At 39.9% G+C, this 16,702-nt stretch carries 15 protein-coding genes; 6 read left to right on the top strand and 9 right to left on the bottom strand.

The window, feature by feature from the left end; translation table 11 throughout:
- The first annotated feature begins 304 nt into the window (after nt 1–304).
- From PVK62_RS06615 to PVK62_RS06605, 3 genes are read left to right on the top strand one after another with little or no spacing between them, the layout of a single operon-like run.
- Nucleotides 305–535 (top strand): hypothetical protein, encoded by a 231-nt coding sequence (locus PVK62_RS06615; protein WP_274443501.1) that lies wholly within the window; start codon nt 305–307, stop codon nt 533–535.
- A gap of 13 nt (nt 536–548) precedes the next feature.
- Nucleotides 549–1,019, top strand: coding sequence for a Cys-tRNA(Pro) deacylase (gene ybaK / locus PVK62_RS06610; protein ID WP_274443500.1), 471 nt, complete (start codon nt 549–551; stop codon nt 1,017–1,019).
- A 20-nt stretch (nt 1,020–1,039) separates the two neighbouring features.
- The gene (locus tag PVK62_RS06605; protein ID WP_274443499.1) at nt 1,040–1,924 is read left to right on the top strand and encodes a patatin-like phospholipase family protein; all 885 of its coding nucleotides are present in this window, start codon (nt 1,040–1,042) and stop codon (nt 1,922–1,924) included.
- A gap of 106 nt (nt 1,925–2,030) precedes the next feature.
- Here the strand turns inward: PVK62_RS06605 and PVK62_RS06600 are convergent, their stop codons facing one another.
- Nucleotides 2,031–3,227, bottom strand: a complete 1,197-nt coding sequence (locus PVK62_RS06600; protein ID WP_274443498.1) for a DEAD/DEAH box helicase — start codon at nt 3,225–3,227, stop codon at nt 2,031–2,033.
- A 335-nt stretch (nt 3,228–3,562) separates the two neighbouring features.
- On the bottom strand, nt 3,563–5,656 hold the full coding sequence (locus PVK62_RS06595) for a methyl-accepting chemotaxis protein (protein WP_274443496.1): 2,094 nt from the start codon (nt 5,654–5,656) through the stop codon (nt 3,563–3,565).
- A 229-nt stretch (nt 5,657–5,885) separates the two neighbouring features.
- Between PVK62_RS06595 and PVK62_RS06590 the strand changes: the two genes are divergently transcribed.
- The gene (locus tag PVK62_RS06590) at nt 5,886–6,314 is read left to right on the top strand and encodes a hypothetical protein (RefSeq protein WP_274443495.1); all 429 of its coding nucleotides are present in this window, start codon (nt 5,886–5,888) and stop codon (nt 6,312–6,314) included.
- A 113-nt stretch (nt 6,315–6,427) separates the two neighbouring features.
- Here the strand turns inward: PVK62_RS06590 and purB are convergent, their stop codons facing one another.
- The 3 genes from purB to mnmA form a co-directional block, all read right to left on the bottom strand.
- Nucleotides 6,428–7,798 carry an adenylosuccinate lyase gene (gene purB / locus PVK62_RS06585; RefSeq protein ID WP_274443493.1) on the bottom strand — a complete coding sequence of 457 codons (1,371 nt, stop codon included), beginning with the start codon at nt 7,796–7,798 and terminating at the stop codon, nt 6,428–6,430.
- A gap of 70 nt (nt 7,799–7,868) precedes the next feature.
- Nucleotides 7,869–8,486, bottom strand: a complete 618-nt coding sequence (gene hflD / locus PVK62_RS06580) for a high frequency lysogenization protein HflD (protein WP_274443492.1) — start codon at nt 8,484–8,486, stop codon at nt 7,869–7,871.
- Between the two features lie 12 nt (nt 8,487–8,498).
- The gene (gene mnmA, locus PVK62_RS06575) at nt 8,499–9,623 is read right to left on the bottom strand and encodes a tRNA 2-thiouridine(34) synthase MnmA (RefSeq protein WP_274443490.1); all 1,125 of its coding nucleotides are present in this window, start codon (nt 9,621–9,623) and stop codon (nt 8,499–8,501) included.
- A 372-nt stretch (nt 9,624–9,995) separates the two neighbouring features.
- Between mnmA and PVK62_RS06570 the strand changes: the two genes are divergently transcribed.
- On the top strand, nt 9,996–10,268 hold the full coding sequence (locus tag PVK62_RS06570; RefSeq protein WP_274443488.1) for a hypothetical protein: 273 nt from the start codon (nt 9,996–9,998) through the stop codon (nt 10,266–10,268).
- Between the two features lie 116 nt (nt 10,269–10,384).
- Here the strand turns inward: PVK62_RS06570 and PVK62_RS06565 are convergent, their stop codons facing one another.
- Both PVK62_RS06565 and PVK62_RS06560 read right to left on the bottom strand, forming a co-directional pair.
- Entirely contained in the window at nt 10,385–10,558 is a 174-nt protein-coding gene (locus PVK62_RS06565; protein WP_099047738.1) for a hypothetical protein, read from the bottom strand.
- A 102-nt stretch (nt 10,559–10,660) separates the two neighbouring features.
- The gene (locus PVK62_RS06560) at nt 10,661–11,281 is read right to left on the bottom strand and encodes a pseudouridine synthase (RefSeq protein WP_274443486.1); all 621 of its coding nucleotides are present in this window, start codon (nt 11,279–11,281) and stop codon (nt 10,661–10,663) included.
- A gap of 170 nt (nt 11,282–11,451) precedes the next feature.
- On the opposite strand from PVK62_RS06560, the gene PVK62_RS06555 reads away from it, so the two are divergent.
- Nucleotides 11,452–13,680 carry an NADP-dependent isocitrate dehydrogenase gene (locus PVK62_RS06555; protein ID WP_274443485.1) on the top strand — a complete coding sequence of 743 codons (2,229 nt, stop codon included), beginning with the start codon at nt 11,452–11,454 and terminating at the stop codon, nt 13,678–13,680.
- A gap of 112 nt (nt 13,681–13,792) precedes the next feature.
- Here the strand turns inward: PVK62_RS06555 and PVK62_RS06550 are convergent, their stop codons facing one another.
- Entirely contained in the window at nt 13,793–15,310 is a 1,518-nt protein-coding gene (locus PVK62_RS06550) for a SpoVR family protein (protein WP_274443483.1), read from the bottom strand.
- A 9-nt stretch (nt 15,311–15,319) separates the two neighbouring features.
- Nucleotides 15,320–16,585, bottom strand: a complete 1,266-nt coding sequence (locus tag PVK62_RS06545; protein ID WP_274443482.1) for a YeaH/YhbH family protein — start codon at nt 16,583–16,585, stop codon at nt 15,320–15,322.
- Nucleotides 16,586–16,702: the final 117 nt, after the last annotated feature.

The raw sequence follows: 16,702 nt of genomic DNA, 5'->3' as shown, positions 1-16,702 counted from the left end.
TTTAGGAAAGAGTTAAAACATCAGAAAAGAAGCGCGCTTTTTATACCACAAAAGTAGGGTGATACTGAATCAATTCTCTAACTTTACTATGGAATTGATGAAAATATTTATTAGGTGTGATTAAGAGTATGAACAAGGTTTGAAATTAGGTTAATGGCTTGTGATATTCTTTACTTTGGCTTGGTTAGAAAGGAAAAGTGAATATCTTGGCGCAATTTGAACTTTCGGCGCTGATGACTAACAGTAATGACCATTTATTTGCCAAAAGAGTCGTCCCCCTATCTTAATGACCACTGACAGAGACGTGAATACGCAGCGAGAAGCGATGAGTGGTAGGGCAGTAGATTATCTGCTAAAGCCTGTTATATTTAGTCGACTAGAAGAAGCAATTAATAAATATCTGAGTCAAAAGCTGCCATTTATTCATCGAGTTGATATTGATCAAACCATGGTTAATGCCATGCTGCATTCTATTACGACAGCGCCAGTAGCAAGATTACCTAATGGCACTTTAAGACGTAACCCTATTTTTTAAGGTATTAACAGCAATGACACCAGCAACGAAATTATTAAAGAAAGCAAAAATTGAACATCAAGTGCTTGAGTATCACCATGATCCAAAAGCTCAAGCGTATGGATTAGAAGCGGCCGAAAAACTGGGGTTACCGGATGAAGAGGTGTTTAAAACTTTAGTCGTTCAAGTGGATGAAAAAGAGCTCGTCGTTGGTATTATTCCTGTTGCTGCTCATTTAAGTATGAAATTAATTGCTAAAGCTGCTGGTGGTAAAAAAGCAAAAATGGCCGATCCTGCTTTGGTTCAAAAATCGACAGGATACGTCATGGGAGGCGTTAGTCCTCTTGGGCAAAAGAAACGATTAAAAACCGTGATTGATAATACGGCTGAACAGTTTGAAACTATGTACGTCAGTGGTGGTAAAAGAGGGCTCGATATTGGGTTAGCCCCGAGCGCTTTACAGCAAGTGTTAAATGCACAATTTATGGATATTAAAGCAGAGTGATCATGGTAGGGAGAAACCCCATGAAGAAAAAAACAGTATCACTTGTTCTTGGAAGTGGTGGCGCGAGAGGTCTTGCTCATATTGGCGTGATCCGCTGGTTAGAAGAACATGATTTTGAAATAGTATCTGTCTCTGGTTGCTCTATTGGTACTGTTGTCGGTGGAGTATATGCTGCCGGAAAGTTAGATGAATTTGAAGCGTGGATGCGAACAATCACCAAGCTCGATATCGTCTCTTTGATGGATTTCAATTGGGGTAAAGGTGGGCTAATTAAAGGCGATAAGGTAATGAATCGTCTTGGTCATATCTTGGGAGATTTACATATTGAAGATCTTTCAATTCCTTATACCGCAGTGGCCGCAGATATTAGTAATGAAAAAGAGGTGTGGCTACAAAAAGGGTCACTTTTGCAAGCGATTCGAGCTTCTATCTCTTTACCGCTTTATTTAATGCCAATTGAATTTAATGGAAAAACATTAATTGATGGCGGAGTATTAAACCCTGTTCCGATTGCTCCAACCTTTGCTGATCATTCTGATATTACTCTTGCAGTGAACTTAGCTGGTGAACTTAGTCATAAAATTGATGACTTTGGGATTAATCAAGTGGATATTTCAGCGCAAGAGCCAGAAGAGGATATGCCGTTTCATCGAAAAGTCAGTGATTACTTTGGTTCTTTAACAGAGAAAGCATCGCGAATAGATTTAGGTATGTATGATATTGCAAATCAAGCGTTTGATGCGATGCAAAGTACCATTGCGAGACAAAAGCTTGCGGCTTACCCGCCAGATATTACGGTTGAAATAGCAAGGGACGCGTGTGGGACATTTGAGTTTGAACGTACTGCGGAGATGATTGATTTAGGATATAAAAGAGCAGAGCATGCATTAAAACATCTGTTATAAATTATCTTAATCAACAGATAGATATAAAAACGCCCATACTTTTCACTTCTCTTTCTAGTAAAAAGTATGGGCGTTTTTTAATTTAGTGGGCTAACTAAAGCGATGATTAAAATTTTGGTGCTGGTTTTCTTACAGGCTTAAAGTTCAAAATAGAAATCGGCACTTCTTTACGTGGCGCAAAGCCTTCAATTTCTTTACGTACAATTAAGTGTCCAAGACGTTTTTCAATCATGCATAAGTTTTTAAAGTCATCTTTAGAAACAAATGAGATAGCTTCGCCTTTTGCACCAGCACGGCCTGTACGACCAATACGGTGAACGTAATCATCTGCTGGGAAAGGTAAGTCGTAGTTAACTACTCGTGTTAGTTCATCGATATCGATACCACGAGCGGCAATGCCAGTTGCAACTAGGTATTGTAATTTACCTTCTTTAAAGTCATTCAGTACTTTTGCACGAGCATCTTGGCTTCGGCCACTGTGGAAAGCTTCTGCTCTGATCCCACGCTTTTCTAATTGGCTAACTAACTTAGCGGCGCCGTGTTTAGTCTCAATAAAGATCAGCGCTTGGTCCCACTCATTTTCTGTAATTAAGTGGCTAAGCAGTGCTGATTTTCTGTCTTTATCGACGGTTGTTAACCACTGATCAATTTGTGGCGCTGATGTCGTTTTTGGCGAAATCGTAATTTCAATGGGATTATTTACCGCTGTTTTCGCTAAAAAACGCACTTGATCAGACAGTGTTGCAGAGAACAACATGTTTTGGCGATCAAGTGGTAAACGCTCGATGATTTTATTGATGTCTTCAATAAAGCCCATATCTAGCATTCGGTCAGCTTCATCAAGAACTAAAATCTCAATCTCATCGAAATGAATTGCTCGTTGTGTGTACATATCCAAAAGACGGCCAGGAGTAGCAACTAATACATCAACCCCTTCAATTAGGCGTTCTTTTTGGTTTTTATAGTCAACACCACCGTACATAGCCAGTGAGCTAATATCGATATGCTTACTGTATTTTTGAATATTGTCTTCAACTTGGATCGCTAGCTCACGTGTCGGCGTTAAAATTAATGCGCGCACACGTTTAGCTCGAACCTTAGTTTGATTTTCGCTGAGGATTTCTAAAATTGGTAATACAAAACTGGCTGTTTTACCTGTACCTGTTTGCGCTGCTGCAATTAGGTTTTTTCCAGTAAGCGCAACGGGAATGGCTTTTTCTTGAATTGGAGTTGGGGCTTTATAACCCAGTTCGTCGATGGCTTTTAAAATTGGGTTGCTTAGCCCAAGTTTGGAAAATGGCATGTGAAATCTCAGATATATGAATAGAAGGGGATTGTAGCATGAAAAGAAGAAATGGTAGCAGGGGAATAGACGCCAATACTATCCTTAGTATCGATGCCATATTTAAACGATTAGATTAGGGCAAGCATGATAGCGGTTGTTCCGGCCCCAGCAATTGCCTAATGTAAATAGAGGAACCAATGACCTACTTGAGGAGCTAGATAGAGATGATAATGGCTATTTAGAACATTAAATGAATGTTGTTCATAAAGTTAATTCGAATTTAGATAAATAAAAAAGCCATGCAATAGAGAAAAAGCATGGCTTAATTAAATGTAGATCCTAGGTTTTTAAATCTATTGAGTTTTAAATTCACTTAATTTCTGAGCGAGTGAATGACTTTCTTTTGTTAGTTCTGCGGTGTCATTTAGTGAAGAATGCATATCTGAAAGTACCTCATTGGCCGCTTCGTTAATACTAGTGACATTACGATTTATCTCTTCAGAAACAGAGCTTTGTTCCTCTGCGGCGGAAGCAATTTGATTGTTCATGTCATTGGCTACCAAAATAGCGGTACTGATCTCTTTCAGATTTTCTTGTGCAATTAGCGTTTCTTCTTTGGTTGCTAATGCTTGTTTTTGGCTACTGTCCATTACCATCACAATACTTTGAGTATTTTGTTGTAATACCGCAAGCATATTATTAATTTCTTGAGTTGAGCTTTGTGTACGGCTTGCTAGGTTACGAACCTCATCAGCCACAACAGCAAATCCACGTCCTTGCTCACCAGCACGAGCGGCTTCAATCGCGGCGTTTAATGCCAGTAGGTTGGTTTGTTCAGCAATTCCACCGATTTCAAGCAGGATTTTTTGAATATCATTACTTGATGCTGCCAAGTTAACGACTTGCTCTTGGGCTTCATTAATGAACGACGCTAATTCTTCTACTGAAGCTGCTGCATTATCCATGATTTTTTGACCATCTTCACTGCTTGCTTGGATCTGACTTGCAGCAGTAGCGGCTTGTAATGCTGACGATGCGACTTCTTGGGCTGTTGCGCTCATCTCATTAATTGCGGTTGCCAATTGTGTCACTTCATTGACTTGGTTTTGAAGTTTTATTTGTGACTTCTCAGTTTCAGTCATGGTATTCATTGATGATTGAGAGACCAGTTCAGCCGTCTCTTTTGCATTATGAAGTGTATTTTGAACTTTCTCGATAAAGGTATTGAACCAGAAAGCCAATTGGCCAATTTCATCTTTAGATGTGACATCAATACGCTGAGTTAAATCACCATCACCTTGAGCGATATTTTCAAAGCGTGATGTTAAGTTCATCAGTGAATTACCGATTTGTCTTGCTAAAATAAAGATAATAGCAATACCGATAATAGACGAAACTAAGCCACTTAGAAGACCATTAGAGAGTGCATTATTACTTAAGTCATTGCTTAATGAATTAAAATCAGTGATCTCTTTTTTTAATGTTTCAGATGGAATTGACACCATTACAATCCATGGCTTTGCGCCAGTGTTTATCGTAGAAATAGCGACTTTGTATGAACCAATATCTTTTAAAAATGCATTTTGTGTAGTTGCTTCTTGCTGTATTTGAGTCCAACTCTGTGCAAACTCATCTTTTACTTTTGTTCCGACAAGCTCTTTATCTAGGCTAAAAGATAATAAAGTACCGTTCCATGAAGCAATAGAAACAACCGCGTGTGGGATCCCGATTGCTTTAGCTGATTTTTCACTTATTTCTTGAAAGCTTTTTATAGACCAATCAAAGCCAAGTGATCCGACGATTTTATTGTTATATAGAAATGGTAAGCTGACGGTTGTGATAAGTTCTTGGTTGCCTCTTACGTTGTAATAGTAAGGTTCCATAACAAAACGTTTACCAGATTCGAAAGGGGCTAAATGCCATTCATCAATACGCTCTCCATTATTATTCAAGCCGCTATTGGTAAAGCTTTCCATTCCTAGAGCTTCAAAGCTAGAGCCTATTGGTGAAAAGAATGGAGATAAAATGCCATTTTTGTTTAACGCTTTTTTGGTAAGTTCTGAATCATCTTTAATAAAGTTTTCGTCTTCCCAAACCATATAACCAGCAAATACACTTTCATTTTGCATTTTTAATGATGCTGTAAATTGTTGGATTAGACGCTTTGCACTATCGCCTTCTTGATTTGATAACTCTAGCATTGATTTTAATTGAGTTAGGTTACTAATAACAGGAGAGAAAAGGCCGTTTAGATCAGAGCTTTGCTGGCTAGCAATAGACAATAATTTGTAATCAATGTTACCGGCAAGCTGGTAAGATACATGTTGAGTGATCTCTTTATTTACACTGTTATAAGAGACAGTAGTAAAAAACATTACTGTACTTAACGTAATAAAAATAGCCAGCCCCGCACGAATAGCGATGCGCGTTTTTATCGATTTAAACATAATCTTTCCAATAGAAGTGTATTTTATAGGGTTATTTATCGGCGTAAAATGGATAAACATTAATCATAAAGATGTAGTTAATGAATTATTTTTGTAAATATTCACGTGATGTTCACGAAGGTTGGTTTACACTGCTTTCTTTGTGCCTGTGCAATCATAACTAGCTTATGTTAATTTGTTTTTTATTGTTCTGGTGTGATGATATTCGTAATACTTATAGAGAGAAAAAATGAACAAAAAACTGTTAGTACCTTTGTTGTTTTCTGTGGCTTTAATGGGTTGTGATGATGCAAGTGAAGCAATTGATAAAGCACAAGAGGCGGCAAATAAGGCGGTAGATATGGCTCAGGAAAAGCTAGAGTCAATAGATCTAGATGCGATTAATATTGAACAATTTGATGATGCAGCCAGCTCGGTATCTGAGTTTGCAGAGTCAATTGATGAAGCGCTAAACGCGGATTACAGTAACCCTGAAGCACTGGTAGAAATTCAAGAGCATATTGCTAACGCGTACAGTTGTTTAGTGGAAGCGTCATCAGAATCTAGTGCAGAGAAGTTATTGGATAAAGTGATGTCGACGATCTCGAATCAAGAAGCGCAAAGCTTAATTGAGAAAGGGGTTGAAGGCGCAAAAGAAATGCAAGAGTGCGTGATGTAATTCCGAATGAATACATGATGAATAAAAAAGCCCTGCAACAGTACGCTTTAAAGGCGTTTGATACAGGGCTTTTTAATGCTTGTTATCTGTCTGGTTAAAAATAACCGTAAAGATTACAGCTTGTCAGTTAGCTCGATAGCTTGACCGATGTAGTTTGCTGGTGTCATCTCTTTTAGACGAACTTTCTCATCTGCAGGGATTTCTAAACCATCGATGAATGCACGCATGCCTTCGCCGTCGATACGCTTACCACGAGTCAGTTCTTTTAGTTTCTCGTATGGCTTTTCGATGCCGTAACGACGCATAACGGTTTGTACAGGTTCTGCAAGAACTTCCCAGTTTTTATCTAGCTCAGCTTCAAGTGCCGCACGGTTGATCTCTAATTTGCTAATGCCTTTTAGAGTCGATGTGTATGCAATGATAGCGTAGCCACAACCAACACCTAGGTTACGAAGAACCGTTGAGTCAGTCAGGTCACGCTGCCAGCGAGATACAGGCAGTTTTTGTGCTAGGTGGCTAAAGATAGCGTTAGCAAGACCCAGGTTACCTTCCGAGTTTTCAAAATCGATTGGGTTAACTTTATGCGGCATTGTTGAAGAGCCAATTTCGCCTGCAATCGTTTTTTGTTTGAAGTGACCAAGAGCAATGTAGCCCCAAACGTCACGGTCAAAATCAAGAAGGATAGTGTTGAAACGTGCAATCGCATCAAATAGCTCAGCAATGTAGTCATGCGGTTCGATTTGAGTTGTGTACGGGTTCCAGTTAACGCCTAGAGATTCAGTGATGAACTCTTCGCTAAATGCATGCCAATCAACATCAGGGTAAGCAGAAAGGTGAGCGTTATAGTTACCTACAGCGCCGTTGATTTTCGCTAGGATCTCAACGTTTGCGATTTGCTTGTATTGACGTTCCATACGGTACGCAACGTTAGCCATTTCTTTACCCATCGTAGATGGAGAAGCAGGCTGGCCGTGTGTACGAGAAAGAAGAGGAACATCACGATATTCGTTCGCTAATGCTTTGATTGCATCGATAACGTTACGGATTTCAGGAAGGATCACAGTATCACGTGCTTCTTTAAGCATTAGAGCGTGAGAGGTGTTGTTGATGTCTTCTGAAGTACATGCAAAGTGGATGAACTCATTAATTGCGTGAAGCTCAGGAAGTTCAGCCACTTTTTCTTTAAGGAAATATTCAACAGCTTTAACATCGTGGTTAGTAGTGCGCTCAATTTCTTTGATACGCATAGCATCTTCTTCGCTGAAGTTAGCGGCGATGTTATCTAAGAATTGATTCGCTTCTGCGCTCAATGTAGCCACTTCCGCAATCGATTGCGTAGCCGCTAGTTTTTGAAGCCAACGAACTTCAACAATAGTGCGGTACTTTAGTAAGCCGTACTCACTAAAGATGCTGCGTAGAGAAATTGTTTTACTTCCGTAGCGACCATCTACAGGTGAAACAGCAGTTAATGCTGACAATTCCATGTGGATCTCCTAGATATCTATAAAGGTTAAAGGATAAAGCCTACCTGAGACTCAAGTAGGCTTTAATTTTTTAAATTCGAGCTAAAATAATTTTTGCTTGTTCTACCATTTTCTTACGACCAAAAATTAAATGGCGACGTTTGCCACCCGTTTGGCGCCATAGCACTGCTGAACGAATACCTGAAAGTAACAGGGAGCGTACTTTATGCTGTGTCATTGGTTGTTGTAAGATTGATGGTGTTCCAGTCACTTGGATGCGAGGGCCCATAGGGCTGATCACATCTAAATAAATGCTGGCAATGTTGCTAAGCATTTGTTCATCGTGAATATCAAAATGTTCAAGTTGACGCTCAATCGTGCTAATGCGTTCCCCAAGCTTACTCATACCATCGCGATGGCCTGCAAGTTTGCGCTCTAGCGCCATCAAACTGATCAAGTAGCGAGTTAATTCACTGCCTGAAGGGGTATTGTCAAAATCTCGAACCAGACATTCTAAACCAATACGCAAGTTGGCTTCATTGCCATATACAGCAAGCGTGTTACTTGGATTGATTTCTAATATTGATTGAATAGCAGTATCAAACGCAGCTTGATCACAGTGCCCATCTTTCGCCACTTTTTGTACTAAGCTTGCCGCTTGGCAAATGCCAGCAAATGCAATGGTTCTGTCAAATAAAGTGTTAGCCACGCTTGGAACTCCTTAAATACGCTCTTCGATGATACCGCCACCTAGGCAAATTTCACCTGAGTAGAAAACAGCAGATTGACCAGGAGTCACTGCAATTTGTGCTTCATCAAAAATCACTTTAATGTTGTCATCATCAATAGGGATGATGGTACAAGGGATATCAGTTTGACGGTAACGTGTTTTCACCGTACAGCTTAATGGGGCTTTAATCGGAGTGCGATCAACCCAGTGCAGTTGAGAAGCTAATAAGCCTTGAGATTTTAGTAATGGGTGATCTTTACCTTGAACGGCAATTAACACATTACGTTTTAAATCTTTTTCACCAACGAACCATGGGTCTTCGTTACCGCCGCCGCCTTTAGAACCACCGATGTGTAATCCTTTACGTTGGCCTAGAGTGTGGTACATCAAACCTTGGTGTTGACCAATCACTTTACCTTCAGGGGTTTCGATATTACCAGGTTGCGCTGGTAGGTATTTGCCTAAGAATTCAGTGAATTTACGCTCACCGATAAAGCAGATACCCGTTGAATCTTTTTTCTTCGCTGTGATCAAATCTTGCTCTTCAGCAATACGGCGCACTTCTGGTTTTTCAAGCTCACCAACAGGGAATAAACTACGAGCAACTTGCTCTGAGCTTAATGTGTATAGGAAGTAACTTTGATCTTTGTTTGAATCTAAACCACGAAGCATTTGTGGTTTTGCACCATTTGCGATTTCTTCTGCGGTTGGGAAAGTACGACGAACGTAGTGACCCATAGCAATGAAATCTGCATCTAGCACTTCATCAGCAAATTCTAAGAAAGCCTTAAATTTGATTTCTTTATTACATAGAATATCAGGGTTTGGCGTACGGCCCGCTTTGTATTCCTCTAAGAAATATTCAAAAACGTTATCCCAATATTCTGCCGCAAAGTTAATGGTGTGAAGGTGAATACCTAATTTGTCACACACCGCTTGTGCATCGGCTAAATCTTCGGCAGCAGTACAATATTCCTCGTTGTCATCTTCTTCCCAGTTTTTCATGAAAAGACCTTCAACTTGGTATCCTTGTTGCTGAAGTAGGTAGGCTGATACTGAAGAATCTACACCACCGGACATACCGACGATGACTTTCTTTTGGCTGTTGTCTGACATTCTTTAACACCACTAATAAAACTTGAGGCAGATTCTAACAGAAAGAATATCCTCAGGACAGATCCGAGAGCAAAATCACATAATTATATCTGCGAAATAAAAATGATTTTTTTGGATCTATTCCTTAAGATTTAAGCGTTTTGCTCAACGATGTAAATTTCCCGTATCAACTTGTAATGCTCTTGCGGTTGCTGCCCAATGTTTTACTAAGGGTAACGCGCCTGATGTATTGCTTCCTAACTATAATGCGGCTACTGAAGTATTTGGTCCGATCAAGATAAAACAGGTAAGAAAATGTTCAATGCTAAATAATTTGCGCCTCTTTCTTTGCATTTATGGCATAGTAGGCGAAATTATTGAGTGAGAAGTAAGATGACAGATCAACAAGACGATTTCATGACTGAAGAAACATTGATTGAGACCGTAAAAAATCAAATTGAAGATGGCAGCCCAGTTGCAGTAAAAGAGACATTAATGCGTTTGGTAATGACGGGTAACCCACGCGAAGATGCGATTGAAATGATGGCGTGCGCGTTGGCTGTTGAAGTCTTTGATGTGATGAAGAATGGCGCAGAATTTAATCAAAAGCGTTATAAAGAAAACTTAGAATCATTACCAGATATGAGCTTTATTGGTGATGAATAAACTCAATACTAAAGGGCAGTAAACTGTCTTTTTGATGTTGAAATTAAGGCCTGATAGTAGTGATTCTATCAGGCCTTTTTAATTGGTCTAAATACGTTATTTTGAGATTAGCTTACTTAGTCAGCACAGCCAATTTCACCTGTTAACATGCAGTTTTGTTGTTGTTTTTCTTGGTTCTTATAATGCTCGTTAGTCAGTTCAGTAGAGTTTATATCTGCTCTATCTGCTGGAGCACAGGCAGATAATAATAGTACGCTAGCAATCCCTGCTACCTTAATGATTACATTCATTTTTATTCCTTATAACGTTATCGTCTTTTCTTGAGTCTAAGCGAAAAAGCACTAAACGTGTAGCGCTTTTTAACTTAATGTTTACATCTCTTATTGTTGTGATTATAGAGTGACTTCTTTCCATTCACCGTGAGGGACATCTTTTATAGTCCAATCGCCCATTGAGTAACGAATTAAACGTAACGTTGGGAAACCAATATGTGCTGTCATGCGTCTAACTTGACGATTACGGCCTTCAATAATCGTTATCGCAATCCAAGTCGTTGGAATGGCAGCTCGGAATCGAACCGGAGGATTACGCTCCCATAAATTAGGTTCTGCCATCATTTCTACTTTTGCTGGCAGTGTCATGCCATCTTTTAACTCGACGCCTTGACGAAGTTTTTCTAAATCTTCTTCGGTTGGCGCGCCTTCAACTTGTACCCAATAGGTTTTTGGTGATTTCGATTCAGGCTGAGTTAATCGCGCTTGCAGGACACCATCATTGGTCAATATTAATAACCCTTCGCTATCACGATCAAGGCGACCTGCGGCATAAACATCTTTTACTGAAATAAAATCTGCGAGCGTCTGGCGATGTTGGTCATCAGTAAATTGACTCAATACATCAAAAGGTTTATTAAAGATAAGGACTTTACGATCTTTTGGTGCAGGGCGTGGTTTTTGAGCCGTTTTTTTCTTAAAGGCTGGTTTTTTCCAATTAGGGGAACGCTTGAATGTCATGTTAACTACCTTGCAAAATTGTAAAGCTTTTGTGGTGTTTAGTTTTAAAGTTCGCCGCTTTTCGCTATAGTACGCGCGTGAAACAAGAGACTAATAAAAATAAAGTCGGTAAATTACAAAGCCTATTATACGTTTTGTTACGGGTTTTGTGGATTAAATAGGGAAATTAAATGACAACGCAAAAATCTAAGATTATTTATACTATCACTGATGAAGCGCCAGCACTGGCGACGCATTCACTTCTTCCAATTATTCAAGCATTTGCAGCGTCATCAAATATTGACGTTGATACACGTGATATCTCACTTGCTGGTCGTGTAATTGCAAACTTTCCAGAATACTTAACAGAAGAACAACGCATTAGTGATGCATTAGCAGAGCTTGGCGAACTAGCAAAAACGCCAGAAGCCAATATCATTAAACTTCCAAATATCAGTGCGTCAATTCCTCAGCTTCATGCGGTAATTAAAGAGCTTCAAGCAAAAGGTTACGCTCTACCTAACTACCCAGAAGAAGCAAAAACAGACGAAGAAAAAGCCGTTAAAGCGGTTTACGACAAGATTAAAGGCTCAGCAGTAAACCCTGTTCTTCGTGAGGGTAACTCTGATCGCCGTGCGCCTGGTGCGGTTAAGCAATACGCTCGTAATAATCCACACTCAATGGGGGCTTGGTCTGCTGATTCTAAATCACACGTTGCAAGCATGAGTGAAGGCGATTTTTACTCAAGTGAACAATCAGTAACGATTGATGGTGCAACAAATGTGAGTATTGAATTTGTTGCTAACAATGGTGTTGTGACGGTTCTTAAAGAAGGTTTGGCACTGAAAGATAAAGAGATCATTGATGCCTCTTGTCTGAGCAAGAAAGCGTTAGTTGAGTTTTTTGACACTGAAATCAAAAAAGCGAAAGAAGAAGATGTCCTGCTTTCTTTGCATATGAAAGCAACCATGATGAAAGTATCAGATCCTGTTATTTTTGGTCATGCTGTAAAAGTGTTCTATAAAGAAGTGTTTGCAAAACATGCAGCAACCTTTGAAAAGCTAGGTGTTGATGCAAACAATGGTATCGGTGATGTTTACACTAAAATCGCCTCATTGCCAGACGCTGAAAAAGCAGCGATTGAAGCTGATCTTGCGGCTGTTTATGAATACCAACCTGAACTTGCTATGGTTGATTCAGATCGCGGCATTACAAACCTTCACGTGCCAAGTGATGTGATTATCGATGCATCTATGCCTGCTGCACTACGTACTTCTGGCCGTATGTGGGGACCTGATGGTCAACTAAAAGACACGAAAGCGATGATCCCAGATCGTTGTTATGCGGGTGTTTATCAATCAGTGATTGAATTCTGTAAAGCAAATGGTGCCTTTGATCCAACAACAATGGGGTCTGTACCAAACGTAGGTTTGATGGCTCAAAAAGCAGAAGAATATGGTTCTCATGACAAGACGTTCATTCTACCTCAAGCAGGTACAGTACGAGTGATTGATGAAGCAGGTTCAGCGCTAATTGAGCATTCTGTTGGTGAAGGCGATATCTGGCGTATGTGTCAGGCAAAAGATGCTCCAATTCAAGATTGGGTCAAATTAGCCGTGAACCGTGCTCGTGCAACGGGTACTCCTGCTATTTTCTGGCTGGATGCAAATCGTGCTCATGATGCTGAGTTGATTAAAAAGGTAAATACTTACCTTGTTGAACACGATACAGCAGGTCTTGATATTAAAATCCTATCGCCTGTTGAAGCCACTGAATATACGTTAGCGCGTATTATTAAAGGTGAAGATACTATCTCTGTAACGGGTAATGTACTGCGCGATTACCTAACGGATTTATTCCCAATTCTAGAGCTTGGTACGTCAGCAAAAATGCTGTCAATTGTTCCTCTTATGAATGGTGGTGGTCTGTTTGAAACTGGCGCGGGTGGTTCAGCGCCAAAACACGTACAACAATTCGAAAAAGAAAACCATTTACGTTGGGATTCTTTAGGTGAGTTCTTAGCGCTGGCTGCTTCATTTGAGCACTTAAGTGTGACAACAGGTAATGCAAAAGCACAAATCCTTGCAGATACATTAGATGCCGCAACCTCTAAGTTCCTTGAAACAAATAAATCACCATCACGTCGTGTCGGTGAGCTAGATAACCGTGGGAGTCACTTCTATCTTGCAATGTACTGGGCTCAAGAGCTTACCGTACAAACAAAAGATGCAGAGCTTCAAGCTTATTTTGGTTCTTTAGCTGAAACATTAACGTCTAATGAAACTAAGATTGTTGATGAACTAAATGCAGCGCAAGGCGTAGCAGGGGATGTGGGCGGTTACTTCCAGCCTGTTGTTGAGCTTGCTGTGAAAGAAATGCGTCCTAGTGCTACATTAAATGCAGCATTAGCATCACTATAATTCATCGATTACTTATAATCGTCGTTAGATAAAATAAAGCCTTGAGGTTGCGATATCTCAAGGCTTTTTCTATTTAACCGCTAGGGCGACTAGTTATTTACTACGATTGGTATTAAATACTGGTATTGTAATAATTACGCTTTGGGCAAGAAGAGATAATCTCTGCTCGATTAAATGAAATAACCTCTTCAAGAATCACATCAAACCCCCATAGACGATGAAGGTGTTTCATCACTTCTTCATGACCTTTATCTAAAGGAATGCGGTTATGTGGAATATGGCGAAGTATTAACGATCGGTCTCCTCGAACATCGACATTCCATACTTGAATATTAGGTTCAAGATTACTTAAGTTATACTGAGCTGCTAGCTTTTCTCTTATTTCCCGATAACCTGTTTCATCGTGAATTGCATTAACTTCAATATGTTTATTTTTATCATTATCTAAAATAGAAAATAACTTAAATTCACGTATGAGTTTAGGCGATAAGTATTGGCTAATAAAACTCTCATCTTTGAAGTTATGCATGGCAAAGTGGACGGCATCGAGCCAATCACTGCCAGCTAAATCAGGAAACCACTCTTTGTCTTCCTCGGTGGGTTCTTCACATATCCTGCGAATATCTTGGAACATGGCAAAGCCAAGAGCATAAGGATTTATCCCATTATAATAAGGGCTGTTGTAACTAGGTTGAGCAACCACATTAGTATGGCTATGTAAGAACTCTAGAATAAACTTTTCTGATACTAGGCCTTCATCATAAAGGTGATTTAAGATGGTGTAATGCCAAAATGTCGCCCAGCCCTCATTCATGACTTGAGTTTGTTTTTGTGGGTAAAAATATTGGCTGATTTTTCTGACAATTCGAACTACTTCTCGTTGCCATGACTCTAATAATGGTGCGTGTTTTTCTATAAAATAAAGAATGTTTTCTTGAGGCTCAGAGGGAAAACGTATTTTTTCTTCACTATTTTCTTCTTTCGCTTTTGGCACGGTTCGCCATAGGTCATTCACTTGAGATTGAAGATAGGCTTCTCTGTCTTCTTGGCGGATTTTCTCTTCTGCGATTGAGATTTTCTCTGGGCGTTTATACCTGTCTACCCCATAGTTCATTAAGGCATGGCAAGAATCGAGGATCTTTTCCACTTCATCAACCCCATACTTTTCTTCACATTGAGTAAGGTATTGTTGAGCAAAAAGTAAATAATCGACAATTGAACTCGCATCTGTCCATGTTTGAAATAGATAATTACCTTTAAAAAAAGAATTATGCCCATAGCAGGCGTGAGCCATGACTAAGGCTTGCATTGTGATGGTGTTTTCTTCCATTAAATAAGCAATACATGGTGAGGAGTTGATCACTATTTCATAGGCCAATCCCATTTGGCCATGTTTGTAGTTTTGTTCTGTTTGAATGAATTTTTTACCAAAAGACCAGTGGTGGTAGTTAATCGGCATACCAACACTAGAATAAGCATCCATCATTTGCTCTGCGGTAATAATCTCAATCTGGTTGGGATAAGTCTCTAGGCGATAAAATTCTGCGACCTTTTTTATCTCAACATGATATTGCTCTAGCATTTGAAAGGTCCAATCTGGCCCATCAGGTAGCATTTTTTTGTTCTTCATCCTTGCCTCCTAAGCCAGCTGTTTTTTAAATAACTCTCTGAAAATAGGGTAGATATCCTCAAGCGAACGAATGTTTTTCATCGCAAAGTTATCAAATCCTTGTGCTAGCTTTTCGTACTCAGTCCATAATGTTTGGTGGTGACGTTTGGTTATTTCAATGTAAGAGTAGTACTGGCAATATGGAAGAATTGAAGCCGTGAGTAACTCTTTACATTTTGGTGAATCATCTGCCCAGTTATCGCCATCAGACGCTTGAGCGGCATAGATGTTCCATTCATTAACCGGAAATCGCTCAGCGATCACTTCTTTCATTAATCTTAGGGCACTAGAAACCATGGTTCCGCCGGTTTCTTGAGAATAGAAAAAGTCGTGTTCGTTGACCTCTTTTGCTTGAGTGTGGTGGCGAATAAAAACGACTTCGACATTTTCATAAGTGCGAGTAAGAAATAGATAAAGTAAAACATAAAAGCGTTTTGCTATGTCTTTGGTTGCTTGGTCCATTGAGCCTGAGACATCCATTAAACAAAACATGACAGCCTGACTTGATGGAATAGGGGTGCGTTCGTAGTTTTTATAACGTAGATCGAAAGAATCAATGTAAGGGACGTGTTTAATTTTTTCTCGTAGCTCTTCTATTTCTTCTTTCATTTTACGAACAGCAAGTGGGTGAGCGGGTTCACTGTTTTTGATCTGTTCTAATTCTAGCTCAAGCTCGCTCAGTAAGCGTTTTTTGCCTGCTGTCATGGCGGTTCGGCGAGCCAGTGATTGTTGTAATGAGCGAACGATATCAATATTGGATGGGATCCCTGCCGTTTGATAGCCCGCTCGGTGGGTTTCCCATTCGGTGATTTTTTGGACTTGATTTTTTTCTAAGTTAGGAAGCTCAAGCTCTTCAAATAGAATGTCTAAATACTCATCTTTTGAGATCTGAAAGCTAAATTCATCTTCTCCCTCACCATCAGCACTCGCGTCTCCTGCGCCTGAACCACCAGCCCCCCCTTGTGGACGGTCAATTTTATCGCCTTTGATGAATTGATCATTACCGGGAAGAACGCGCTCGCGAATCCCGCCTTGGCCTTGATGAAAAACAGGCTCGGAAATGTCTCCTTTTGGAATCGAAATGCTTTCACCACCCTCAGTATTAGTGACTGAACGTTGATTTACGGCATCAGAGACTGCACGTTTAATTTGATCTTTATGGCGACGAATAAAGCGCTGTCTGTTGACGGTGCTTTTCTTTTTGCCATTCAACCTTCGGTCAATAAATTGAGCCATAATATTGCCCTCCTAATTCATACCACCTTGATAAAGTATTCTGCCTACTTATATAGACAGTAATTCAATCAAAATGTTACTGGATCAGCCCATAATTGATTATGGGCTGCAACGTCC

It is taken from the genome of Aliivibrio sp. S3MY1, from assembly GCF_028765575.1.
Lineage (GTDB): Bacteria > Pseudomonadota > Gammaproteobacteria > Enterobacterales > Vibrionaceae > Aliivibrio.
Note: the sequence above shows the minus strand (reverse complement) of the source record. Positions and strands in the feature narration are given on the sequence as shown.